General features: G+C 60.2%; 28 protein-coding genes. 15 read left to right on the top strand and 13 right to left on the bottom strand.

What is annotated here, in order from left to right; translation table 11 throughout:
* Positions 1 to 321 precede the first annotated feature (321 nt).
* Positions 322 to 654, bottom strand: a complete 333-nt coding sequence (locus ACYQOP_RS26985; RefSeq protein ID WP_461225660.1) for a hypothetical protein — start codon at positions 652 to 654, stop codon at positions 322 to 324.
* A gap of 464 nt (positions 655 to 1,118) precedes the next feature.
* Here ACYQOP_RS26985 and ACYQOP_RS26980 point away from each other — a divergent pair, with 464 nt between their 5' ends.
* Both ACYQOP_RS26980 and ACYQOP_RS26975 read left to right on the top strand, forming a co-directional pair.
* Complete coding sequence (locus ACYQOP_RS26980; protein ID WP_461225658.1) at positions 1,119 to 1,718, top strand: phasin family protein; 600 nt, start codon at positions 1,119 to 1,121, stop codon at positions 1,716 to 1,718.
* 109 nt (positions 1,719 to 1,827) lie between these two features.
* Positions 1,828 to 2,073, top strand: coding sequence for a hypothetical protein (locus tag ACYQOP_RS26975; RefSeq protein WP_461225656.1), 246 nt, complete (start codon positions 1,828 to 1,830; stop codon positions 2,071 to 2,073).
* A gap of 36 nt (positions 2,074 to 2,109) precedes the next feature.
* On the opposite strand, the gene ACYQOP_RS26970 is transcribed toward ACYQOP_RS26975, so the two are convergent.
* Positions 2,110 to 2,262 (bottom strand): hypothetical protein, encoded by a 153-nt coding sequence (locus ACYQOP_RS26970; protein ID WP_461225654.1) that lies wholly within the window; start codon positions 2,260 to 2,262, stop codon positions 2,110 to 2,112.
* Positions 2,263 to 2,405: 143 nt separating this feature from the next.
* Between ACYQOP_RS26970 and ACYQOP_RS26965 the strand changes: the two genes are divergently transcribed.
* Both ACYQOP_RS26965 and ACYQOP_RS26960 read left to right on the top strand, forming a co-directional pair.
* Entirely contained in the window at positions 2,406 to 2,672 is a 267-nt protein-coding gene (locus tag ACYQOP_RS26965; RefSeq protein WP_461225652.1) for a hypothetical protein, read from the top strand.
* 505 nt (positions 2,673 to 3,177) lie between these two features.
* Positions 3,178 to 3,393: a hypothetical protein gene (locus tag ACYQOP_RS26960; RefSeq protein WP_461225651.1), complete on the top strand. Its 216-nt coding sequence runs from the start codon at positions 3,178 to 3,180 to the stop codon at positions 3,391 to 3,393.
* Between the two features lie 453 nt (positions 3,394 to 3,846).
* Here ACYQOP_RS26960 and ACYQOP_RS26955 read toward each other — a convergent pair whose 3' ends face one another.
* Together ACYQOP_RS26955 and ACYQOP_RS26950 are read right to left on the bottom strand one after the other, a co-directional pair.
* Positions 3,847 to 4,095 carry a hypothetical protein gene (locus tag ACYQOP_RS26955; RefSeq protein ID WP_461225649.1) on the bottom strand — a complete coding sequence of 83 codons (249 nt, stop codon included), beginning with the start codon at positions 4,093 to 4,095 and terminating at the stop codon, positions 3,847 to 3,849.
* A 72-nt stretch (positions 4,096 to 4,167) separates the two neighbouring features.
* Complete coding sequence (locus tag ACYQOP_RS26950) at positions 4,168 to 4,389, bottom strand: hypothetical protein (protein WP_461225647.1); 222 nt, start codon at positions 4,387 to 4,389, stop codon at positions 4,168 to 4,170.
* A 133-nt stretch (positions 4,390 to 4,522) separates the two neighbouring features.
* Here ACYQOP_RS26950 and ACYQOP_RS26945 point away from each other — a divergent pair, with 133 nt between their 5' ends.
* Positions 4,523 to 5,155: a recombinase family protein gene (locus ACYQOP_RS26945; RefSeq protein WP_461225645.1), complete on the top strand. Its 633-nt coding sequence runs from the start codon at positions 4,523 to 4,525 to the stop codon at positions 5,153 to 5,155.
* Positions 5,155 to 5,376: a hypothetical protein gene (locus ACYQOP_RS26940; RefSeq protein ID WP_461225643.1), complete on the top strand. Its 222-nt coding sequence runs from the start codon at positions 5,155 to 5,157 to the stop codon at positions 5,374 to 5,376. The genes ACYQOP_RS26945 and ACYQOP_RS26940 overlap by 1 nt, the downstream gene beginning before the upstream one ends.
* Positions 5,377 to 5,801: 425 nt before the next feature.
* Here ACYQOP_RS26940 and ACYQOP_RS26935 read toward each other — a convergent pair whose 3' ends face one another.
* Both ACYQOP_RS26935 and ACYQOP_RS26930 read right to left on the bottom strand, forming a co-directional pair.
* Positions 5,802 to 6,215 carry a hypothetical protein gene (locus ACYQOP_RS26935; protein WP_461225641.1) on the bottom strand — a complete coding sequence of 138 codons (414 nt, stop codon included), beginning with the start codon at positions 6,213 to 6,215 and terminating at the stop codon, positions 5,802 to 5,804.
* A 308-nt stretch (positions 6,216 to 6,523) separates the two neighbouring features.
* Positions 6,524 to 7,654: a helix-turn-helix domain-containing protein gene (locus ACYQOP_RS26930; protein WP_461225639.1), complete on the bottom strand. Its 1,131-nt coding sequence runs from the start codon at positions 7,652 to 7,654 to the stop codon at positions 6,524 to 6,526.
* Positions 7,655 to 7,965: 311 nt separating this feature from the next.
* Between ACYQOP_RS26930 and ACYQOP_RS26925 the strand changes: the two genes are divergently transcribed.
* The 3 genes from ACYQOP_RS26925 (at position 7,966) to ACYQOP_RS26915 (ending at position 9,840) form a co-directional block, all read left to right on the top strand.
* Positions 7,966 to 8,679: a Crp/Fnr family transcriptional regulator gene (locus ACYQOP_RS26925; RefSeq protein WP_461225637.1), complete on the top strand. Its 714-nt coding sequence runs from the start codon at positions 7,966 to 7,968 to the stop codon at positions 8,677 to 8,679.
* On the top strand, positions 8,679 to 8,945 hold the full coding sequence (locus tag ACYQOP_RS26920; RefSeq protein WP_461225635.1) for a DUF6894 family protein: 267 nt from the start codon (positions 8,679 to 8,681) through the stop codon (positions 8,943 to 8,945). The genes ACYQOP_RS26925 and ACYQOP_RS26920 overlap by 1 nt, the downstream gene beginning before the upstream one ends.
* 589 nt (positions 8,946 to 9,534) lie before the next feature.
* Positions 9,535 to 9,840: a hypothetical protein gene (locus tag ACYQOP_RS26915; RefSeq protein ID WP_461225633.1), complete on the top strand. Its 306-nt coding sequence runs from the start codon at positions 9,535 to 9,537 to the stop codon at positions 9,838 to 9,840.
* A gap of 68 nt (positions 9,841 to 9,908) precedes the next feature.
* Here the strand turns inward: ACYQOP_RS26915 and ACYQOP_RS26910 are convergent, their stop codons facing one another.
* Positions 9,909 to 10,601: a hypothetical protein gene (locus tag ACYQOP_RS26910; protein ID WP_461225632.1), complete on the bottom strand. Its 693-nt coding sequence runs from the start codon at positions 10,599 to 10,601 to the stop codon at positions 9,909 to 9,911.
* 368 nt (positions 10,602 to 10,969) lie between these two features.
* A complete protein-coding gene (locus ACYQOP_RS26905; protein ID WP_461225630.1) occupies positions 10,970 to 11,227 on the bottom strand; it encodes a hypothetical protein in 258 nt (85 codons plus the stop codon).
* A gap of 141 nt (positions 11,228 to 11,368) precedes the next feature.
* Between ACYQOP_RS26905 and ACYQOP_RS26900 the strand changes: the two genes are divergently transcribed.
* From ACYQOP_RS26900 to ACYQOP_RS26890, 3 genes are all read left to right on the top strand, one after another.
* Complete coding sequence (locus ACYQOP_RS26900) at positions 11,369 to 11,581, top strand: hypothetical protein (protein ID WP_461225628.1); 213 nt, start codon at positions 11,369 to 11,371, stop codon at positions 11,579 to 11,581.
* Between the two features lie 191 nt (positions 11,582 to 11,772).
* Positions 11,773 to 12,006: a hypothetical protein gene (locus ACYQOP_RS26895; protein ID WP_461225626.1), complete on the top strand. Its 234-nt coding sequence runs from the start codon at positions 11,773 to 11,775 to the stop codon at positions 12,004 to 12,006.
* A 488-nt stretch (positions 12,007 to 12,494) separates the two neighbouring features.
* Positions 12,495 to 13,025, top strand: coding sequence for a Ros/MucR family transcriptional regulator (locus ACYQOP_RS26890; RefSeq protein ID WP_461225624.1), 531 nt, complete (start codon positions 12,495 to 12,497; stop codon positions 13,023 to 13,025).
* A 371-nt stretch (positions 13,026 to 13,396) separates the two neighbouring features.
* Here the strand turns inward: ACYQOP_RS26890 and ACYQOP_RS26885 are convergent, their stop codons facing one another.
* Together ACYQOP_RS26885 and ACYQOP_RS26880 are read right to left on the bottom strand one after the other, a co-directional pair.
* On the bottom strand, positions 13,397 to 13,558 hold the full coding sequence (locus ACYQOP_RS26885; RefSeq protein ID WP_461225622.1) for a hypothetical protein: 162 nt from the start codon (positions 13,556 to 13,558) through the stop codon (positions 13,397 to 13,399).
* A gap of 94 nt (positions 13,559 to 13,652) precedes the next feature.
* Positions 13,653 to 13,814: a hypothetical protein gene (locus ACYQOP_RS26880; RefSeq protein ID WP_461225620.1), complete on the bottom strand. Its 162-nt coding sequence runs from the start codon at positions 13,812 to 13,814 to the stop codon at positions 13,653 to 13,655.
* 902 nt (positions 13,815 to 14,716) lie between these two features.
* Here ACYQOP_RS26880 and ACYQOP_RS26875 point away from each other — a divergent pair.
* Positions 14,717 to 14,992 carry a hypothetical protein gene (locus ACYQOP_RS26875; RefSeq protein ID WP_461225619.1) on the top strand — a complete coding sequence of 92 codons (276 nt, stop codon included), beginning with the start codon at positions 14,717 to 14,719 and terminating at the stop codon, positions 14,990 to 14,992.
* 623 nt (positions 14,993 to 15,615) lie between these two features.
* Here ACYQOP_RS26875 and ACYQOP_RS26870 read toward each other — a convergent pair.
* Positions 15,616 to 15,849: a DUF2171 domain-containing protein gene (locus ACYQOP_RS26870; RefSeq protein ID WP_461225617.1), complete on the bottom strand. Its 234-nt coding sequence runs from the start codon at positions 15,847 to 15,849 to the stop codon at positions 15,616 to 15,618.
* A gap of 700 nt (positions 15,850 to 16,549) precedes the next feature.
* Here ACYQOP_RS26870 and repA point away from each other — a divergent pair.
* The gene (gene repA / locus ACYQOP_RS26865) at positions 16,550 to 17,773 is read left to right on the top strand and encodes a plasmid partitioning protein RepA (RefSeq protein WP_461225615.1); all 1,224 of its coding nucleotides are present in this window, start codon (positions 16,550 to 16,552) and stop codon (positions 17,771 to 17,773) included.
* Entirely contained in the window at positions 17,770 to 18,795 is a 1,026-nt protein-coding gene (repB, locus tag ACYQOP_RS26860) for a plasmid partitioning protein RepB (protein WP_461225613.1), read from the top strand. Before repA ends, repB begins: the two co-directional genes overlap by 4 nt.
* A 264-nt stretch (positions 18,796 to 19,059) precedes the next feature.
* Here the strand turns inward: repB and ACYQOP_RS26855 are convergent, their stop codons facing one another.
* Both ACYQOP_RS26855 and ACYQOP_RS26850 read right to left on the bottom strand, forming a co-directional pair.
* Positions 19,060 to 19,362 carry a hypothetical protein gene (locus ACYQOP_RS26855; RefSeq protein WP_461225611.1) on the bottom strand — a complete coding sequence of 101 codons (303 nt, stop codon included), beginning with the start codon at positions 19,360 to 19,362 and terminating at the stop codon, positions 19,060 to 19,062.
* A 4-nt stretch (positions 19,363 to 19,366) separates the two neighbouring features.
* On the bottom strand, positions 19,367 to 19,870 hold the full coding sequence (locus ACYQOP_RS26850; RefSeq protein ID WP_461225609.1) for a helix-turn-helix domain-containing protein: 504 nt from the start codon (positions 19,868 to 19,870) through the stop codon (positions 19,367 to 19,369).
* Positions 19,871 to 20,054: the final 184 nt, after the last annotated feature.

Below are 20,054 nucleotides of genomic sequence, written 5' to 3'. Positions count from 1 at the left end.
GAGCGGTTCTGACAGCGTCACCGAGCCCCGCAGAGCCCTCAATGATCCCGGCGATGACGTGGGCCTGAGCGACCGCTGCCGCTTCGTGGTCCGCGATCAAGCGATCCAGGACGTAGAGCCGGTTCTCGACAGGAATCCTCATGATTTGCTCGCCCCCGCTAACCCCGGATACTCTTTCCATTATCATTGTTTAGAGCCGAGATACTCGCGAACAAACGGCTGTCGCTTTGAGCTACCCAACGGATCAATGCCTTCGGTCGTGCTGCCCCTCGACTAGCGCAGGCCACTGGATCCGCTGCATCCACCCTATCAGGCAGACGCCTACCTACCCGCTGTGATTGGGCAGGAAGGAGCTATATCGAGCGGGCAAACTGACGCCTCTCGGTAGATCCGCACCAAGGGCAGATCTTCGCCATTTTCGATCGCGTAGAGCCGTTCTTCTTCCGCGTAAGCCCAGCTTTTCTCGTCAGAATGCTCCGCTTCAAGGAAAACTCCGGCCCGGCAGCCCCAACCATAGGCCCGCGCCGCCTGCGCCTGCTCATAGCTCACCGCAAAATAACCGAACTCATGAAGCTCGCCGTCACGGCACAGGATCTTGCCGTCCGGCGTGAGAATGTCGCCCGGCTTGGCTGTGTCTGGGATTTCCAACGTCATTGGCTAGCTCCCACGGTTCGTAGGTACCGCATGAGCATATCGTAGGGCCTGGGAGCGCCAAGGACCTACCGGATGCCGGTCAAACGGTGAGGGTTGGCTCGATCTGTCATGATTGAGCGCCACCGTTTTCCGGGCGATAGATTTCCGGTCAGGTCCTATCTGGTTGAAGGAGGTACAATCTCCTGTATGCGAATCCCTCTCCGGACCAGATTTCAAATGGCTGAAGTGCGCCACCACATTTTGCAATGCGCATAGGCGCTTGCCTATCTATCATGGCGCCTCAGAGAAACTTTCAAAAGTCAGTTTGTCTGAAATATTCAGAAGAGGGATTGCAATAATATTTCAGACGTTTATTTAGCTGCAGTGCAGCAGTTATACGCAACTGCTTTGCCGCCGAAGTTTGATAGGCCAAATTACCTATTTTGTTGCGGTGAATTTTGAATATTATTTGGAGGGAAGCCCCAATGTCGAATGGTCAGAACACCGACGCCGGCAAGCAGACCAACCAGGATGCCCGGACCGCTGAGGCTGCCAAGGTTCATTTCGACAAAGCTGCTGACAAGACCAACGCGCAGGGCAAGCAGTTCGCCGATGCTGCCCGCAACGGCGTCAACCAGATGAACGATGCGCGCGAGAAGGCGACCGAGACCACCAAGCAGGTGATGCAGAACAGCATCGAGACCGCTTCCCAGCACGTCCGCGAGGCCGCCGATCGCTTCTCGAAGTCGATCGGCTTCTCTGGCGCGGACAGCGAGCGTCTGGCTCAGCAGTCGAAGCAGAACATGGAAGCCGTGACCCGGTGCGGCACGGTCCTCAGCCAGGCGTTCCAGGATGCCTCCCGCAACCTGCTCGATCTCGGTCAGAAGCAGTTCCGGCGCAATCTGGACGGCATCAACAAGCTGACCCAAGCCAAGTCGATTCAGGAGTTCACCGCCATTCAGAGCGATCTGATGCGTGAGGGCCTGCAGCACATGGTGCAGGACAGCAAGGCGATCAGCGATACCTCGGCGCGTGCCATCGAAGAGGCCAGCAAGACCTTCTCCAGCGTCGCTCAGGCACGCTGAGATCGGCTGCAGACATCAGATCGATGCCAACCACAGGGCGGCCACTTTGGCCGCCCTTTCTCGTGTCACAGTCGCTTTGGCTTCACTCCCTCGCGGCACGGAGCCCGACATGTACGATCCCTTCGCCTTTGCCATGCTGGCCCTCGAAGCCCAGAAGGTCATTGAGCTTCGCTTCGTAAAGCTGGCTCGGGGCGGACCGTCAGCGCACGCGGAGGCTCAGCAGATGATCGCCGAAAAGATCAGTGCCTCGATTGAGGCTGTCAGCAGTTTGATGGTTGGCGCCTCACCCGATGCCGTGATCGCACGCTATCGCGAACACGTCGCCGAGAACACGAAGCGCCTTACTGGCGCATGACGATTGAGGGCGACGCTCCGACATGCGCGTTGCCGCTCACAACCGCCACCCTGCGAGGTCAGTCCACGCCTCGGTGATGATGGCTTCGCGGTGATCGTCGCGGGCCTCGATGGTGACGGCAGCAATAAGGGCCATCTCTCGGGCTTCCTGCACGCCTCGGGCGTAGGCGGCTTGTTCGCTTGGGGTCATGGCCTTCGCTCCAGTCGAGTTAATCCGCGCCTTCGGGTGTGCGTCGGCACGTCAAGAATTAGATCGACACCCTATCTTAGTTTCAGACAGCAACAAACAGACCTGATCTCAGGACTGTAGCGCAAAGGAGCTAAGTCATCCACATGAAGACCCGTATCGCCGCCATCGCCACCGCTCTTGTTCTTGGCGTTGCTCCGATCTCGTCCGCGATGGCTTTCGAGCGTCCGTCCCGCTACACCTCGTTCAACGCGTATGAGGTCGATGCTACGGGCTCGATTGGTGCCCGCGACAGCGCTTTCTCGCGTAATCCGGCCAACTGCCCGATGAGCTCGGCCGCCGAGGGCAACGCCAACCAGCAGAACTTTCCCGTTCAGCAGTACGGCCAGACCTCGGGCGGGAACCGCTGCTAATCGGTTGATAGGGCTTCGATCATGCAGATGAAGGGTTTCAGCTACGCGATGATCGGCGTGTTCGCCTTCGGCCTTCTCGCAACAGCCGTTGGCTCCGCTAGGGCCATGATGGGCCTCTGAAGACGGAAAGACTCGGTTGATCCCGCGGCGAGGTGAAAGCCTCGCCGTTGTTATTTGTGGGATCCATCGGACACATTCGTTTTCGATCTTAGTGACTGAGTGCAGACGCTACGGATCGGACCTGTTCGCGGCGCGGTCGTCGGTCCAAGCTTGATAGTACTGGATGATCTCCGGCCGACGCCGGCTGCTGATTTCCGGCCTTATAAAGCAAATGCACTAATAGGGTGTGCCGGCGTTGAATGCGGGGGAGGGCCTTCGCCGGTCTGAGCAGCGGTTTCTAGTACTTAATATCCATGCAATCTTTTTTTAACATTTTACTATGTACTATGACCAAGTGACCCTAAGGATGATCTCCCGCTAAATTGGGGGATCAAGGGGGCGCACAATGGCTAGCCATTATTGCTTAGATCCGAATGACGCCTTTTCGCATTCGGAGGTCCTCGTCGTTTTTGAAGGCGCTTACCCGAACATCAGATTGCTGTCGGTTACGGACCAGCACGAACACGACATTCTGCCCGATCTGATGGTTGAGCAAAGGCGCGATCTGATGCGAGAAGTAGCTGCTTTCTATCAGACCTCGCCCGATACCACCGGGGCTTAGCCCGCCAGCTCCAGCAAAGGACGAGGCTACGCATTGAGTCCGGCTTAGGTCTCAGGCGGCGGCCAGCTGCTGTCTTGGGGTCTGAGGCCTTACGGTTGATTTCAGGCTTGGCACAGCAGGCCGAGGCGCGAGATCAAAAACCTCAAGTTTTTCAACGATGTGATTGCATTGTATTCGTTGCCGACCACTGGTGGTGTCTTCGGGGATGAGCACCAGAGGGGAGCGCGGAGGTCATGCCGAGGACGGGGGGGCAAGTACTCGAGATCCTGGATAGACTGATCTCGCAGGCGGAGGGGCGACGCATTGAACAAATGATCCGCATTTCGCGCATGCACGCGGCCAACGAAGACGCGACTGAAGCCGAGGATGATTTGCGAAAACTCCACAGCCTCCTGAGAGGCATGCGGGAACAGCGGCGCATTGAGGAGATGCCAATGCCGGACTCGTAAGGCTCTAGCGTTGATCGAAACGGCGCATCGAGCGGCTGTCGCGCTCGGCGTTCTGACGGGCACTGTCGGCGCGGCGTGCTTGGTCGCGCTGTAGCACCTCAAGCTGGCGCAGGGTTTCGGCTTGGCGTTCTTGTGCTCTGGTCTGATCGTTGATGGCGTTGCGCAAGCGAACCGTCTCGGCGTCCTGTGCCTGTGCCTTGGCAGCGACGGCTACCAAGATCGCAGCGAGGATGGATGCGGCGCTGGTCATCATGGGGACCAACGTAACGCGGCGTCACGCGAAGGCCAGGGCGAACTTGGCCACGGGTAAGATTTTCGAAGGTGCTCAGGATCCTGCGCCGGTCGAGGGGACGAGACGGTCGAGTTCATCGGCGGCGGGCACTAGAGCGGCCAGATCGGTCTCGGCCTGGCGGAGGAGGGTGTTCATTGCCTCGGCGCGGAGACCGGCGAGGAGGCGGGCGATGGCGCGGAGGCTGCGGAGCCGGGCGCGGAGCTCGGCGGCGTCGAGGCTGGGCGCCCACGGCCCGAATTGTCGGGAAGCGTGCATGGTTCAGTTTCTGGAAAGGAATCCTGTCCGTAAGGGAATACCCCAGGGGATTCCTGGGAGGGGATGGGAAATGCGTCCGCAAGGGTTGCTTTCGCCTTGTGGACATAGTCCTTGTGGACATGGAGCCGGCCAGATGCAGACCGTTTTCTACGCCCGTGTGTCCACTGATGAGCAAACCGCCGCGCACCAGGCCAAGCAGGCCAAGGCCGCCGGTTTCAAGATCGACGTGGTGGTGGCTGACGAGGGCGTGTCCGGTGTCTCCAGCGCGCTCGCGGATCGCCCCCAGGGTCGCCGGCTCTTCGACATGCTGCGCCGGGGCGACGTGCTAGTGGTCCGGTGGGTGGATCGCCTCGGCCGCAACTACGCAGACGTGACTGAGACCATTCGCGAATTCATGCGCCGGGGCGTAATCGTAAAGACGGTCATCAACGACATGGTCTTCGACGGCGCTACCACGGACCCAATGCTGATGGCCGTGCGGGATGCGCTGATCTCGTTCATGGCCGCCACGGCCCAGGCGCAGGCCGAGGCGACAAAGGAAGCGCAGAAAGCCGGCATCGAGCATGCCAAGGGCCGCGACGACGCCTATCTCGGCCGGAAGCCCAGCTACACTCGCAAGCAGTTCGACTCCGTGGTGGATGCCCTCAACCGGGGCGAGGCCGTCGCTGCAATCCACAAGGCCACGGGGATCTCGCGCGGCACGGTCTACCGCATCCGCGACAACCGGTCCCAGGCTGAGGCCGCCCTTGCCCGGTGGGCCGCGTGATGGACCAGATGACTCAAAAGCTTCTGGAAGCCCTACGGGATGCCGTCCAGGTGCATTCGGATGCCGCCGATGAGTTCGCCTTCATGGCCGAGGTCGCCGATCGAGAGGGGCTAGAAACTCATGCGACTGCCATCCGCCTCCTTGTTCGAGGCCACAGGATCAAGGTGCTCGAGCTCGAGGGCCGGCTTGCAGCGATAATGGCGGAGCACGGCAGGATCTGATCGGAGCGTGGGGTGGATTGAGGGGCGGTTCGGCTGCCCTCAAGCGTCTGGGTGCGCTCGAGCGTTCGCTTGGCTTCGCGAGCCCCCAACAAGATTGCTGGCGAGATGGAAGCCCTCGAACCACATATCGCTGTCGTTTGACCCCCATGCGTAAGGGCAATCGTCCAAGCTCTGGCCCTCGTTGAAGGCCTCGAAGCCAAACCAGAACGGCTTATTCAAGTCTGCTACAGCCATCGACCCCTCCGGACCAATCCAGGAGGCGATGCTGCAACCTCCGTGCCTCACGGGGGCAGACCGCCGGATGCCCTCCGGGGGCAAAAGGTCGCGAGACCAGGATGCAGCGCAACAATTCTTAGCCAAGAGCGTATGTGGTCGACCACAGGAGCGGAGGGTTTGGCTGCGCCTTCCGAGATAGATTGCACAACCTACTGAGCCAGCTTCGTGGACCCCGACGGGGCGGTATCGCTCACGGTCCTGTTCTTCGCCGCGATGACGAGAACCGGGGCGCGGCCGAGGGCGAGGAACCGCCGCAGGATCTCGCGACGGATCGCCCGCAGGTTTCGGCCGGCTCCCCCATCCTCGTCGGGTTTCAGCTTCCGGCCTGATGTCGGGGAGTCGATGACCTGGCGCACGCGGACGTAAGGCATCGCGGCCTCGATCGCGGGGGCGGGCTCTACCTCCGGGTAGAACGCCTGCAGAATTTCGAGGCTGGGGAGGGTGGCGTCGAGGATGAGCGTCGGCTTGCGCCACTGCTTCGGGACGCTCTTGAGGCTGCGGGCCTTGGCGACGAGCACCCGGCCGTCATCGTCGTCGCGGGTGTCGATGTAGATCCGAGCCATCCTAGCCGGCCTGCCGTCCATCGCGGACAGTGATCCCGGCCAGTCGGCGCCGAAGCCGCTACCGCAACGAGGCCGGCTTCAGGTGGACATGGTTCATCCGGTCGGGGCGGGATCGGGCAAGCCGTTCGGTGCGCAGCGGTTCTGGGATCTGATGAATCGGCGGCGCTAGTAATAGAAGATCTGACGCCTGCGCCCATTCCGAACGTCTGCTATTGGTGGGGAGCGGACCCTGGTCTTTCGCCCCGAAGCGGACGTTCGCTAAGCTTTACAGGACTTCCGCTGCAACTTGGGGCATTTGATAGGCTGCATCACGCAGCGAAGCGGCGTCCGAGGTGCAGATAGTTCGGCCTGAACGTGGCAATCTTCTTCAGTCGCGGAAGGTCCAAGACCGTCAGGCGCCCTTTTTTGAAGGTGATCAGCCCCTGCTCTCGCATCGCCTGCAATGTGCGGTTCACGTGAACCGTCGTAATCCCGGTTGTATTGCCCAGAGCGGCCTGTGTCAGCGGCAGGATGCAGCTGTCCTCGACGGCATGCCCAACAGCCTTCATGCGCGTCAGAAGCTCGCAAAACAGATGCGCCATTCGTGATAGAGCGGAACGGCAACCGATGTTGACGAGCCATTCTCGCAATGTCGCCTCGTCCACGAGCGTGGTCATGCGCAAAGCCCGGGCGATCCCGGGGTAGTGCATCAGCTCCGCAATCGTCTCAGGTGTGAGGTGAACAATCTGGCAAGACGAGACGGTGGTAAGAGTGTGATCCATCTCATCCAGCAGAGCCACATCGAGGTCGCAGAAATCGCCCGGCAGCAGGTAGGCCATGATCTGGCTCAGACCGTTCGACTGGTGCTTTTGGCGGCAGACGAAGCCTTCCATGACGAGGAACACCCCATCGGGCTTGTCGCCCTCGCGCACGAGATCGGTATGCGCGGGGACGGAGCAGGGTTTCCCGCTGATCCGCTCCAACATCGTCCGGTCCGCGTCCGACAAGGGGGCGAGGCTCTCCAACTTGCGGATGAATGGATTGTCTGAGAGGCCGGTCGAAATCCCCCCCTGCGAGGCCGGAATGAGATCGGGGCCCTTTGGGTCCCGGGCATATGTTGTAAGGGATAACGCCAGCTCCTTTGCCGAGTGAACCACATCGGAGGGTAAGGCTGGCTTGTTGTACCACGGCACCCCCCGGAAACCACTTGCGGGGGGCTGATGCTCCTGGAGGCCGGAATGAACTAGGAAGGGGATACCACGACTGCGCAATTTGCCAGCCAGATCGACGCAGAGCCCCTCCTTCAGGAGAGGATCCAGGATTGCGAGAGTAGGGGACTCCTTCTCAAGCGAGCGCAAAGCGTCTGCTTCTTTCATAAAGGGACCCAGCACCTGGAATCCTGCCTTCTCCAATGCATCGATCAGGTCAAGGGCAACGAGGGTATCGCCCTCAACCAGCATGACAGTGTGAGGGCTATGCCCCATTGATGCGAGCGCCTTCTAATACGTCTTCGCTGCTCGCGGAATTGCATCAGCCAGATCCAATGGCGCTGATTTTAGATGGGAGTAAATAATAATTTATGTATTATCGTACTCCGGTGTAAAACCAGACTTTCATCGTATGTGCGAAATCGGACATTCAGCTCGGTTTCGACGGTCTGTTTGCACTCGTTATTCTTTCGGCTTACATTTAAATTATTGCATGCACGATCATCGAGCGCATGTAACTGGGAGACGCTGCGCGCTCTTGCTCCGATACGGAGACAAGAACCATGGCTAGTATTCAACGATCCGACGTTCGCAATCGCCTATTGATCGCAATGACGTCCGAGGACTTTGAGTCTCTGCAACCGCATCTTCAGCTCGTCGAGCTGCCCCTCAAGCAGGCGATAATCGAGCCCGACGTTCCAGTCAGTCACCTTTACTTCTTGGAGAGTGGCATCTCTTCAATCACCGCTAAGGGTGATGACGGGCATGTCGAGGTTGGCTTAGCCGGCTGGGAAGGGTTGTCGGGAGCTGTACCGGTGTTGCTCGGGAGCGATCGTATTCCGCACGACAACTTCATGCAGGTGGCCGGCGCCGGGCTGCGCATCAGTGCCGAGGCCATACGCGCGGCGTTCGACGAGAGCCCGTCGATGCGCAAGTTACTTCTGCGCTACGTTCAGACGGAGATCGTCCAGGTCCGGCAGACGGCCTACGTCAATGCGACCTACACGACGGAACTGCGCTTGGCCCGATGGCTACTGATGTGCCACGACCGGGTGAACGGCGATGACCTGCCGCTCAAGCACGAGTTCCTGGCGATGATGCTGGGCGTGCAACGCACGGGCGTAACGCTGGCGCTTCAACTGCTGGAGGGAGCAGGCCGCATCCGTGGACGGCGCGGGCGCATCACCGTTACGAGCCGCGAGCTTCTGGAGCAGGTGGCGGGTGACAGCTACGGGGCTGCAGAGGCGGAGTATGCTCGTCTGATCGGGGGAGGCTGATGCCACGCTATTTCTTCAACCTCCGCTACGGTCGTCGTCCCGACATGCTCGCAGTCGATCCGGAAGGGGACGAGCTTCCCAATCTCGATGCTGTACGGATGCATGCTCTGCATTGCGCGTGGGACCTCATCGCCAGATCGCGCACGGATGCGGTGCGCGACTGGTTCGTGTGCTCCTATGAGATCGAGGACGAGGACTGCCAGCGAGTGCTGACAATCCCATTCAGCGACTCAGTTCCAGACGATGAGGACGACGAGGGAGCGTAGAGAATTGCCCCTGTAGGGCTTGCGAGCGTGCAAAGTTCCAGCCGTTCCGGTCATAGGTCATCGTCCACCAAGCGGCCGGGAAGCGGACCTTCCCAGGGCCTGCTATGGGCCGAGTCCGGCCAGACCTCACGAACGCCTTTCGCTCAATTCTGAGCGGAAGGCACTCTCTCGTGAGGATGCCACCACGAAATTGCTGAGATCACTAGGCGCGGGTGCGGAGCCCTTCCTCCTCCTGTCCCATAATCCAATAAACATACGTTGCCGTGAGCGTAAGAGAACTCATCAAGGAGTAAAGCGCAACATCTTCGAGCATGATCCTGCCTGTTCAGTGGGTAATTAATCAATGTTATTGGCGGCTTTGCATTCACTAACTGGGGGATTTGACCATGAACCAGCCCCTATCGCTGAATGTTCCACCAACAGCATCGCCACATGGCGCCGGCCTCACCATCCTCGCCCAACGGTTTGGCAAGCCCGTCCCACCCGAGGCAATGGTGCCCTTACCCCTCGCTCAGTTCGTGTCGGCTCGCGCGTAGCCCTAACAAATCCGGTCGCCGCCGGTGGCCGGGTCAATCCTCAGGAGATCACCATGAAGCTCGCAGACATCACCACCAGCATCGAAGCCAACGACCTGCGGGAGATCGAGCGCGCCTATCGCGTACTGGCTGGCTATCCGCACGAAGAGGCGATCGAAGACGCCGACCCGACCAACCTGCTCGCGGCCATGGTGAGCGTCACCATCGCGCTCGCACACGATCACAGCATCATGCCGAGCGAGACTTGTGAGGCTGCCGGCCTGCGCCCTGGTTCGACCTACGCCGAGGGAACGACGGACTTCGTCGCGAACCGCCAATGGTGGATGCGACGCTTTCAGTCCGTGATGCCAGGACATTGACCCCTACCCGGCAACGCCGAGATGGCTGTCCGCCCTATCGAACACCCGTATTCCCCTACCGCATGGCCTCACGCCATCTGCCGCTCGCGTCGATTCCTTTGCGGTCTCTCTGGTCGCGGCCAACCGCCGGTCCCCGGCAGCCTTTTCTGTGTTTCCGCTGGCTGCTTTCCCCGTAGTTCTAGACCCTGAGTATTCGTGCCGGTCGAGGATTTGACCCCTATGCTGCCAGAGCGAGCGAGACGCAGCCACGCGGTCCATTCCTTCGACACGATCCGGACGACGTTCGAGAGGTTGCGGAAAGCGGTCTGCGGTCGCTCCTCGACGGTGATGAGGCCGAGCATCCTGGCTTGCCGGATGGCGGTCTTCACGGTGGATCGGGACACGCCCGCGACCGCCGCGATGTGATCGACGTACATCCGGCAATCGCCTCGGCGCGCGGTCTCGGCCGACACGATGGCGAGAACGGCGGTCTCGGCCAGCGTGAACCGGGCCGCGATGCCCGGCGGAAGCCTACCAGAGGCCGCCCAGCGGCGTCGGCGCTCCATGCTGGCATCTGAGCGTGGCCGCGAGCCCATGGGCCTCCTGGGGGCCGCTGGCGTGGCTGGCAGAGCCTTCCGAGCCTCGATCAGGGCGGACAGGGCCTCGGCCTCCGTCTCGCTGATCTGACCGGCCCCGTAGGCACGCCACATCACGGCTGCCACATCTGGCAGCCTGGATCTCGGCGCCGCCTCTACCGAGCGCCGGATTTCGTCAGCGAACATCGTTCACAGCCCTGCTTGGGCCGCGTCAAAGCGGGGCGCTCCCTGTCGGGGGGCACCTTTCAAAAGGCCAAGCGCCATCGCTTCGAGAAGCATGTTCCCGATTGACTCCCGGCGGGAGCTGTGGCTGATGAGGGGAAGTGATTGGGCCTCAAAAGCCTTGCGATTTTAAACGGTCTCACCCTTGCCGGGGTGGGGCCGTTTCGCGTTGGGGGCTTAAGTCTTTCTCGCGGCTGTCATCCTCAACGGTGGTCGGCTCACGACTCGCTTGGAGCGAGAGGCGGGCACGGTGCCATGTCGGCCGGGCGGGAGGGTTAAGTCAACGCTAACCCTCATCGGCGACGCCCACGGCCTGCTCGATCCATGGGAGGTCAGCCGTTTCCGACGCTCTGCTTTTGCTCACCCTGGCGACCGAGAACGCCGAGTTGCGCGCTCAACTCGCGGAGGTTCAGGACCGGTGCGTCGAGCTGGCTGTGGATGCCGGCGAGCTTCACGCCGAGGTGGAAGCGCTGCGGCGGGAGTTGGCGGAGGTCAGGGGTGGGGCGGGACGAGAGGTTGGTGAGAGCCGGGGGCTGCGTCGCTGCCTTCTCGGCACCTGACACGGTGGACAGGCTTCTGAGCACCAGCAAACAGACTCCGTCCGACTCACGCTGGCGCGGAGTCTAACAGTTTCTGAAGAAGCCATCGGCGAGGCAATGCCTTATCAGAGGCCTATCCGGTCATCCGACCGGTGAGACCGCCGCCTTCTGGTGGAACGAAAGGAAGCCGCATTGCGCAAGTCCATCATCGCCACTGCCCTGCTCACGGCACTCGGAGCATTCTCCTTAGCCGCACCAGCTTCAGCTGCACCTGTTGGACCTTCCTCAATCGTCATTGCTCCCGCCGATATCGTCACGAACGTCCGGATGGAGCGTCGGATAGTGAAGCGTCGCATCATGCACCGCCAGATCGTGCGGCACCGGATGATGCGCCACCATCGGTGATCCGCCTAAGGTGCGACCTGGCTGATTAAGCGAATTGGATTGCCACGACCCCGCCCGGCTCACGCCGTGGCGAATTTTTCGTTTGCAAAGCGGCACGAGCGCAAGCTGACGCCCGAATGGAAGGAGTGGGGGCGTACGCAACCGCAGGAATGCCGTGCTAAGCTTCCTCGAATCACGGGGAGGGTGCAACCATGCTCACCGGTAGCGTCATCACGCTCAATGATGACATCATTGAATACGACATCCGTTTCGAGCGAGGCGGCTGGACAATCTATAACATAATAACACAGCAGCCGGCGATATTCCGGGGCGTTCGAATGTTCTTGCTCCTGCTCAATGAGGCCGACGAGATCCTCGACCTTCTCAATGTTATGGAGAGCAATAAGCCTGGCTCTTCCGTGACATGGGCCGACGGCTCACGCTAGACCCTTACCAAGGGTGGGGCCGCATGGTCATTGTATCCACCTGCCTGCGCCGGCCATCGGCCCGCTCGATCCAGATTTCAGCGGCGTCGAGGGCGAGGTTTGGACCGTGGGTATAATCCCACCGCCAGTTCGGGTCTGCGGTTGGGCCCCACCTCAGATCGACGCCCTCCCGAAGGATCAGGCGGAGGCGGAACTCTCTTTTACGCTGACGAGCCAATAAGAGCCTGAGGGTCTCCGAAGAGGCGATCCACGCTTCCGACCACCTCAGGTTCGTGAAAATGCGGGCGCATAGTCGTCCGTAGTGATCTCGCGCCAGGGTGGAAGTTCGGCAGTCATCTCTGGCCTATCGCTATACGGTCCGGATCGGCAGGGCTCGCTTCGAAGAGCGGTTATATCACCAATCTATTTTGCTGTTCGATGACAAGTCTGTTGAGAACGGTTCCAAAATTGCTCTATAGGGATTCCATTCCCCTAACAGAAAGAACGATATGACCGATCAGACCATTGAATTGCAGACCAGCCACATCGAGCTTACGGCTGAGATCGTTGCTGCCTACGTCTCCAACAACCCGGTTCCAGTAGGATCTTTGGCCGAACTGCTGAGCAGCGTGCATGCCGCCATCAGCGGCCTTACCAGCGGTGGATCTAGCGCGCCGGAGGCAGATAAAATCGAGAAGGCGACGCCGGCTCAGATCAGAAAGTCGATCACGCCGGACCATCTCATCAGCTTCGAGGATGGCAAGCCCTACAAGACGCTGCGGCGTCACCTGACGCTACGCGGACTGAGCCCTGAAGCATACCGTGCGAAGCATGGCCTACCTGCCGACTACCCGATGACCTCAGCCAGTTACTCGGCGCAGCGCTCGCAACTCGCCCTATCTCTTGGCCTTGGGCAGGTGCGCAAGGGTGCCTCGAAGGCTGTAGCCGCAAAAGCACCGCAGGATGAGGTGTTGTCAGACGCACCCGCTCCCGAGAAGAAGCGTGCAGGTCGGCCACGCAAGGCTGCCGCTATAGCGTGACCCAAGGCTGTCAGCAGCTCCAAGCAAAAGAGCGGGCCGGGCGCCCGGCGCGAACGCCCGACCCGCTGCCGCCTCGCTTGCTTGTTGAGGGAGCGCACGAGGCAACGCGGCGGCAGTAGCAATTAGGCGATGACGTAGCAACACGTCCCCGAGCCGGACCCTAAGGCATGCGGGGAGGAGAAAAAGCGGGTCGAGAACCGGAGGGACATCAAATCCCCGACCCGCTGCCGCTTGGCCGTTGTCGGAGAACCAGCCAAGTGACCCGATGATTTAGCCACGGGTTCCAGCCTTCGTCTTTTACCTGCGTCTAGGGCGCACTGACTTTCCGCCCTCCCGAGTCGGCGGCCCGGTCGCCATCCAACCAAGCCCATTCATTCGTCTAGCACGCGCCCGAAAAACCATTCGACCACGAAATTAAATGGCCCAAGCAGCAACCCGATTATCAGGGCCGCGATAAGCGACGCCGCTCCGACCTGAGGTTCAATCAGGAAGGATAATCCAACCACCAACCCAAAAGCGAAAGCGGGCAGCATGTTTGCCTCCGTTGTTCGGCATTAAAGTACCGATTCGAACTTCAGTCCCGGCCAGTCGAACAGCCCTCCCGAGCCGGCCGGTCGCCGCGCAGGCTCAAGACATCAGCGCGCAGCCGAGATGCACGGCGCAAAACAGCGTCAGCCCTAGCCAAACGGCCTCTAGGACGACGAAGCCTGCCAGGATCGCGTCCTGCGCAAATCCGTTAGCAAAGTGCTCGTCCGGCTCCGGCAAATGCCTGTTGTCGAAGTGCAGCATCTCGAATTCCGCGCAGGCTCAGTCGAAAAGCATCCCGAAGAGGGACACGGCGCCGAAAATCGTCAGGCCCAACCCTGCTGCCTCGATGCTCACCAAGTTGGCCCGAGTAGCCCTTGGCGCGAATTTGTCAGGCAACAGATCGTTGTGCTGCATCGGTGCCCCCAAGCGGTGCGAACGGCCGAACCGTGGGGTCGTAGCTTTTTCTTAACCACCAGGGAGACTACGCATGACCGCTGCCCTCAACAGGCGAGGTCGCATTCCTCATCAGGCAATTTGCAGTAGTAGGAGGTGAGGCAGCCCCGCCGCCCCGATCTGCTCACGGGGCCGGCGGGGTGATCGTGTCGTGTCCACACGACAGGAGCCGATACGCAACCTGGCTCGCTGGTAGGATGAGCCGAGGCGGTTAGCGAAAAAAGAACCTGCCAGGCGGCATGCAGCCCGCAATGGGACGATGCTGGATCACAAACCCAGCTACTCCAGGGCCTGTCCTGTCGAAATTATGCGGGTGAAGATCGTTTCGCCGAGAAACATCGTGATCCTGGGGACGACAGTTCTGTAGCCGCTTATTCTATGTCGAAAGCCTTCAGTACGTTCCGTCGCAATCTGTCTGATGCTTGTCGTCACGAGGTGCATACGGTGACCGGCCTTCGGCCCGGTTGGCAAGAATGCGCTCACGTAGCTCTACGGCGCGTTGAGCAATCGCGACGGCATCACAAGGGCGACAAGGCCCACCGCGGCCCTGGGCATAGCATTTGAGAAGTTTCTGGCAGGACAGGCGAGGCATGGGGTGAGCATAAGCAGTTTTGCCCCTCAAGACTGCGCAATTCCTTCGTGGGAAACCATATTGGGCACGCTTGGTTACCCAATCACAAGGCGTTTTCTCGCCCGATCAGGTGGACCCAATGAAAACATTACTTTTCGCTTCTGCTGCTTTGCTTTTCACCGTCCCTGCACTCGCCCAGGGCGTAGCACCAAGCCAGCCGGGCACATCAGGAGTTGTGATTGAGAACCAGCCGAACACGACCGGCAATGACCGTGATGTGATAGTCTCTCGCGGCGCGACTGGTGCCGAAACGGCTACCAGCGACTCCGCTGCTGGTGGCAATGCCAATCAGCCCTCGCGCTCGGTGCCAAACGGCAGTGCGGGTGGCGGTAGCGGTGGCAACGGAGGTCTATAAAACTAAAATTGGCTGATTGATATCGCAGCCCAGAGCCTTGAAACCCGCCAATCTATAACTTGGCGGGTTTCAAGTTGGGTGGCTGAAAATTTAACCACCGCCGATCCCGCTTATAATCTTCCCAGTTCCGTTGCAGTCAGGACATGAGTCTGAGCCAGTTTTCCCGGTGCCACTGCACTTCTGGCATAAGTTTTCGCCCGTTCCAGGGGTGCCAGGTGAAGCTTCGTCACCGGGTTTAGGCTGGTTACTGTCCACCATAGCGCTCTCTATGAAGTGCGGAAAAACAAGTTCTGGTGACGTTATCCGTGAGAGAGCCTCATGGCACTCAAACTATGAAACTGATTGTAAGACCACGAAGGCGCTCTGCCCTTACCCTGCGCCGTAACCACCCTTCTCGTTGGTTGGGTGGTTACTCGGGGAATGATCGTCATATCCTCCCGTCGAGGCCCCTTATCCACGGAAGGCTCTACCGAGCGTGGCCCTGTTGGACCGGCGTCAGCGAGTTCGGCCGGCTCCTTGGCTCTTTCCACGGGGTGAGCCGGTGGCGGGGTCCTGGGTTCGCTTGGTGCAACGTCGTCTCGTGAGGTCAAAGCATTTCTCCTTCGGTTCGAAGCTTGCAGGATTCAGGACGTCGACCACTCCCGCTTGACCTCCTCGGCCGGCCGGTCGAGGCGAACGGTGTCGCCCTCGACAGCCTGGACGAAATCCACGGGGATGAAGTGGGGCAGCCCCTCGGCCGGCGGGTCCTTCTTCGTCAGCTTGATCTCGCCCTTATCGACGTGATCGACAGTGCCCACGTGAGCACCATCCGATCCAACCACGTCAGCGTGTTCCTTGATCTGAGACACATCGACCATCGGTTTCACTCCCTGTTACGGCTTCAACAGGGGGTGGGCTGTTCCTGAGCCGAGCCTGGCTCAGGCAACGGCGCAGCTATCTGCAGCTTGTCCGAGTGAAGTGCTGAGATGATTACTCAGGTGGCATCTTCCGCTTTTGGGACCGGATGCTGGCCCCTCTCCGCTCTCGAAAATGGCGCTATAGGGCACACGAGTCCGAGCGCCTTTTCCTTCGGCCACCCCCATTCGCATTATAAAAACTGGGCTCTTCTATGGGCCCCCCCCAAGGTCGGGCCGGCAGACCTGTTGCCCCAGACCCGGCCACGTTCCGCGCTCGCGTCCGTGCTTCCAGGGCAATCTTCCGTCTCATCGCTGGCCCTCGCGCTGCCGCAATGAACGCCTTTCTCCTCCAAGCCCACGCCGACCCAGCCGCATTGGAGCCGGCCGCCGATGTTGTCATCATCGCTTCCGTCCCGCCGGCCTCAGCGGCTTCCTGGCACTTGCGCCAGATGGATGACTGGAACGCTTTGACCGCTGGGGCAGCCGTTGACTGGCTTCAAGCTGTTGCAACGAGCCCAATCTGCGGACGCGAACGTGCCCAGCCAAATTTGGGCGGGTTTGCCAGCTCCACGTTTTGATACCGGCTTGCGAAGCATACGTAATTCGGATAATTTGCTGTTGTTATGCGAATTTGTCGATTTTTCTACAAGCAAAACGCGGAATGCGGAACCAGCAGGCAGTGATCAAATCGCCTTCTCCTCAGCCGACCGTATCGCCAGCTGTGATGATCGGGGGGCACGCGGCTGTACTGCGTGAACAGCTCCAGGCGATTTCGTCGGGCCTGTTCCCGCCTACGTCGGCCAAGACCCTGCGCCGCTTCTCGTCGACCGAAGCTGCTCGCATCATCGGTGTCACCGTCTCTCGCCTCCAGCAGCTCGCGACGGAGGGCCTCGGACCTCAGCCCGAGGTTTCGTCGAACGGACGGCGGTCTTACACCCTCGCAGACATTCACGGCCTGCGCGCTTACCTCGACGAGAATACCCGCGGGGGACGGCGCTACCAGCCGCATCGCCAAGAGGGTGAACATCTGCAAGTCATCGCCGTCGCAAACTTCAAAGGCGGGTCGGGGAAGACCACTACAACGGCCCATCTGGCACAATCTCTGGCCCTCCGGGGATACCGTGTCCTGGCGATCGACCTCGACCCTCAAGCTAGTCTGTCGGCACTCCTCGGCGTTCAACCGGAGCTCGACGTTGACACTGACGAGACGCTCTACGGGACCATCCGCTACGATGATGCGCGCCGGCCCCTCGGAGACGTGATCCGCAGGACCTACTTCAGCGGTCTGGACCTGGTACCAGCCAACCTTGAGCTGATGGAGTTTGAGCACGAGACGCCGCGCGCCCTCAACAAGCGGCGGGCCGGCGAGCCTCTGTTCTTTGATCGGGTTGCGCAAGCGATCGAGTCGATTGAGGCAAGCTATGATGTGGTTGTAATTGATTGCCCACCACAACTCGGATACCTTACTTTATCGGCGCTTTGTGCCTCGACGGCCCTCCTTATTACCGTCCATCCACAGATGCTGGACGTCGCCTCGATGAGTCAGTTCCTCGCGATGACCGAGGATCTACTCGGCGTGGTTTCGGAGGCTGGGGGCAATCTGCAGTACGATTGGCTGCGCTATCTGGTGACTCGGTATGAGCAGCAGGACGCCCCACAGACCCGGATTGTCGGGATGCTACGCACCTTGTTCGACGACGCGGTACTGACGGCGCCGATGCTAAAGTCATCCGCCGTGTCAGATGCGGGGCTCTCGAAGCAGACCCTCTACGAGATAGGTCGAGAGGGGATCACTCGCTCGACATATGACCGTGCGCTCGAAGCGTTGGAGGCGGTCAACGGTGAAATTGAGGGACTTGTGCGGAAGGCATGGGGCCGGGCATGAGCCGTAAGACAAGTCTTGATGCCCTATTCGGAACGAAGCAGCTACCCAATCCCGAGAAGTTTGCAGCTGCAAACTCGATTCCTGAGGAGACCGAGTTTGTAGCTGCAAACTCATCCCCCTCTGCCCCGGAGGGGCGCCGCGCAGGTGCGGTGCGAATGATGGGTTCTACCCTTCGCAATCTCGCGGCCCGAGCTGACGCAGCCGCCGAGATTGAGGCGGGGTCGGTGATCGTCGATCTTGATCCCGAATTGATCGATGACTCGTTCATTGCCGACCGGGTTACAGATACCAACGATCCAACACTTGCAGGCCTCGTGGAGAGCATCCGCGGGAGCGGGCAGCAGGTCCCTGTTCTGGTCAGGCCAAACCCAGGAGTCCTTGGCCGCTTCCAGATTGCATACGGGCGTAGGCGCACCTCCGCTGCGCTGATCCTCGGCCGCCCGGTCCGAGCTGTGGTGCGGTCCCTCTCCGATGACGAACTCGTCGTGGCTCAGGGTAAGGAAAACCTAGAGCGCCGCGACCTCAGCTACATCGAGCGGGCGTTCTTCGCGCTGCGGTTGGAGAGGCACGGATTCCGACGCGAGACCATTATATCGGCCATGGGTATTGGAAAGGGGGATCTCTCGACTTTGATCGCTGTGGCCAAGACTGTGCCCGAGGACGTCGTACAGGCGATCGGCCCTGCCCCAGCCGCTGGACGGCCGCGTTGGATGCTCCTGGCCGATCAAATTAAATCCGCTAGGGCTTGTGAGATCAGCAAGCTTATTGGAGATCCCGCTTTTCAGGCCAAGCCGACCAACGAGCGCTTCGTTGCGATGCTGGAAGCTTTCAGACCCGAAGCGGCGGCGAAGGTTAAACCGGAGGTCTGGATGGATGAGCAAGGCCGCAGGGTCGCGCGCGTCGAGCGCAGTGGTGGTCGGTTCATTCTATCGATCGATGAGAAGCTGGAGCCAGAACTTGGCACTGCGCTGCTTAATCGACTTCCCGAGATCCTTGCAGCTCTCAGGGATGGCAAGGCCTAATTCGACTAACAACACGAACCAAAAAGACGAAGGATCGGAAAAGTAGGCCCTCCGAATAGCACGTGGAAGCCTTTCTCTTTTACGGATCAGGAAGTACCGGACGATGCACCACGTTGGCACGCAACGGCATCCGTGGTGTTCGACGCAGCCCGGCCGACGCTGAATCGCCACTCGCCTCTCAGCGTCGCCTGTCGTGATCTTCGGTCTGCTTTGAGCTTCCCATGCAGGAGCGGGCAGCCTTGGAGGCGTCGTCGGACCTTACTTTCAGTTAAGGGAACCCCGGCGGTCGGCCCCGAGTCGCTCTGCAACCTTTGTGAGATCGTCCTGGCTGATATTACGCAAGGCGGTGAGAAAGCCATCAAGTGCCTCTTCCAACGTCTGCCCCTTAGCCCGCGCAAACTCCTGCATCTTCGCAAGCTCGGACTCGGAGAAGCGCTGGCCCGTAAGGTGCTCAAGCTCCTGAAAAGCTACCAAAGGCGCAAGGAGGTCACGGAGGCTCATCGCTGAATTTTCCCGGCTCGTCATCATCATCGACAGAGATGGCGCCGGATAGCGCAACACCAACAACGATCTAAGATCCGAGTGCTCGACGCACGGCATCTGGCTCACGCTCGATGACACGTAGGAGCGCTTGCATCGCCGCGTCAGGTCGGCGACGCCCCTGCTCGTAGGGCTCCATCGTCCGCGCCGAGATGCGGAACCGCTGCTCAAACTCCTTGGTCGATGCAGCCACCGTTCGCCGGATCGCCTTCACCCGCTCAGGGGTGATGAGATCGTCCTGCATCTCGTAGCTCTGAGCCTCGACCTCGCCACGCAGGTAGGCGGCCATCTCCTGGAAGGCCTCAACCAGATCGTCGCCGACCTGGGAGCCAGTGGGCTGCTGAATGCTCTGCTCCCTTGATGCTTGCCCTCGAACTTGATCAACGTGCTGATCGTAGCAAAAAGTAAAATTTCGAGCTTTTTGACCGGCAGTCGGCTTGAGTCTTTTTGACCAACTGAAATTGGCGCATCGCTTTGAGCCTGATCCTTGTTGACCAGAGACGATGCGTTTCCGCTCCTTTTCAACCCAGCGCACCGGACCGCCTAAGAGGCTTATCGGCAGGATCTGCTAGCGCCCGTAGTGGTTTATGCGGCCTGCTGCGCCGTTTGCCATCTGATCCACCCTGCGAATTCGCAGCAAGCCCCAGGGGAAAACCGCGCAATCGCCGAGAGCAGATGGATCTGGCTGTCCTTCTCGGTATCGCACCCACCGACAACGT

This window comes from Methylobacterium sp. CM6247, from assembly GCF_054817925.1.
This window is presented reverse-complemented; position numbering and strand designations above follow the sequence as displayed.

What these genes read in the sequence shown, in the direction of transcription:
- ACYQOP_RS26985 (WP_461225660.1), bottom strand. Translation starts at nt 654, where the DNA reads ATGACGTTGGAAATCCCAGACACAGCCAAGCCGGGCGACATTCTCACG.
- ACYQOP_RS26980 (WP_461225658.1), top strand. Translation starts at nt 1,119, where the DNA reads ATGTCGAATGGTCAGAACACCGACGCCGGCAAGCAGACCAACCAGGAT.
- ACYQOP_RS26975 (WP_461225656.1), top strand. Translation starts at nt 1,828, where the DNA reads ATGTACGATCCCTTCGCCTTTGCCATGCTGGCCCTCGAAGCCCAGAAG.
- ACYQOP_RS26970 (WP_461225654.1), bottom strand. Translation starts at nt 2,262, where the DNA reads ATGACCCCAAGCGAACAAGCCGCCTACGCCCGAGGCGTGCAGGAAGCC.
- ACYQOP_RS26965 (WP_461225652.1), top strand. Translation starts at nt 2,406, where the DNA reads ATGAAGACCCGTATCGCCGCCATCGCCACCGCTCTTGTTCTTGGCGTT.
- ACYQOP_RS26960 (WP_461225651.1), top strand. Translation starts at nt 3,178, where the DNA reads ATGGCTAGCCATTATTGCTTAGATCCGAATGACGCCTTTTCGCATTCG.
- ACYQOP_RS26955 (WP_461225649.1), bottom strand. Translation starts at nt 4,095, where the DNA reads ATGATGACCAGCGCCGCATCCATCCTCGCTGCGATCTTGGTAGCCGTC.
- ACYQOP_RS26950 (WP_461225647.1), bottom strand. Translation starts at nt 4,389, where the DNA reads ATGCACGCTTCCCGACAATTCGGGCCGTGGGCGCCCAGCCTCGACGCC.
- ACYQOP_RS26945 (WP_461225645.1), top strand. Translation starts at nt 4,523, where the DNA reads ATGCAGACCGTTTTCTACGCCCGTGTGTCCACTGATGAGCAAACCGCC.
- ACYQOP_RS26940 (WP_461225643.1), top strand. Translation starts at nt 5,155, where the DNA reads ATGGACCAGATGACTCAAAAGCTTCTGGAAGCCCTACGGGATGCCGTC.
- ACYQOP_RS26935 (WP_461225641.1), bottom strand. Translation starts at nt 6,215, where the DNA reads ATGGCTCGGATCTACATCGACACCCGCGACGACGATGACGGCCGGGTG.
- ACYQOP_RS26930 (WP_461225639.1), bottom strand. Translation starts at nt 7,654, where the DNA reads ATGCTGGTTGAGGGCGATACCCTCGTTGCCCTTGACCTGATCGATGCA.
- ACYQOP_RS26925 (WP_461225637.1), top strand. Translation starts at nt 7,966, where the DNA reads ATGGCTAGTATTCAACGATCCGACGTTCGCAATCGCCTATTGATCGCA.
- ACYQOP_RS26920 (WP_461225635.1), top strand. Translation starts at nt 8,679, where the DNA reads ATGCCACGCTATTTCTTCAACCTCCGCTACGGTCGTCGTCCCGACATG.
- ACYQOP_RS26915 (WP_461225633.1), top strand. Translation starts at nt 9,535, where the DNA reads ATGAAGCTCGCAGACATCACCACCAGCATCGAAGCCAACGACCTGCGG.
- ACYQOP_RS26910 (WP_461225632.1), bottom strand. Translation starts at nt 10,601, where the DNA reads ATGTTCGCTGACGAAATCCGGCGCTCGGTAGAGGCGGCGCCGAGATCC.
- ACYQOP_RS26895 (WP_461225626.1), top strand. Translation starts at nt 11,773, where the DNA reads ATGCTCACCGGTAGCGTCATCACGCTCAATGATGACATCATTGAATAC.
- ACYQOP_RS26890 (WP_461225624.1), top strand. Translation starts at nt 12,495, where the DNA reads ATGACCGATCAGACCATTGAATTGCAGACCAGCCACATCGAGCTTACG.
- ACYQOP_RS26885 (WP_461225622.1), bottom strand. Translation starts at nt 13,558, where the DNA reads ATGCTGCCCGCTTTCGCTTTTGGGTTGGTGGTTGGATTATCCTTCCTG.
- ACYQOP_RS26880 (WP_461225620.1), bottom strand. Translation starts at nt 13,814, where the DNA reads ATGCTGCACTTCGACAACAGGCATTTGCCGGAGCCGGACGAGCACTTT.
- ACYQOP_RS26875 (WP_461225619.1), top strand. Translation starts at nt 14,717, where the DNA reads ATGAAAACATTACTTTTCGCTTCTGCTGCTTTGCTTTTCACCGTCCCT.
- ACYQOP_RS26870 (WP_461225617.1), bottom strand. Translation starts at nt 15,849, where the DNA reads ATGGTCGATGTGTCTCAGATCAAGGAACACGCTGACGTGGTTGGATCG.
- repA (WP_461225615.1), top strand. Translation starts at nt 16,550, where the DNA reads ATGCGGAACCAGCAGGCAGTGATCAAATCGCCTTCTCCTCAGCCGACC.
- repB (WP_461225613.1), top strand. Translation starts at nt 17,770, where the DNA reads ATGAGCCGTAAGACAAGTCTTGATGCCCTATTCGGAACGAAGCAGCTA.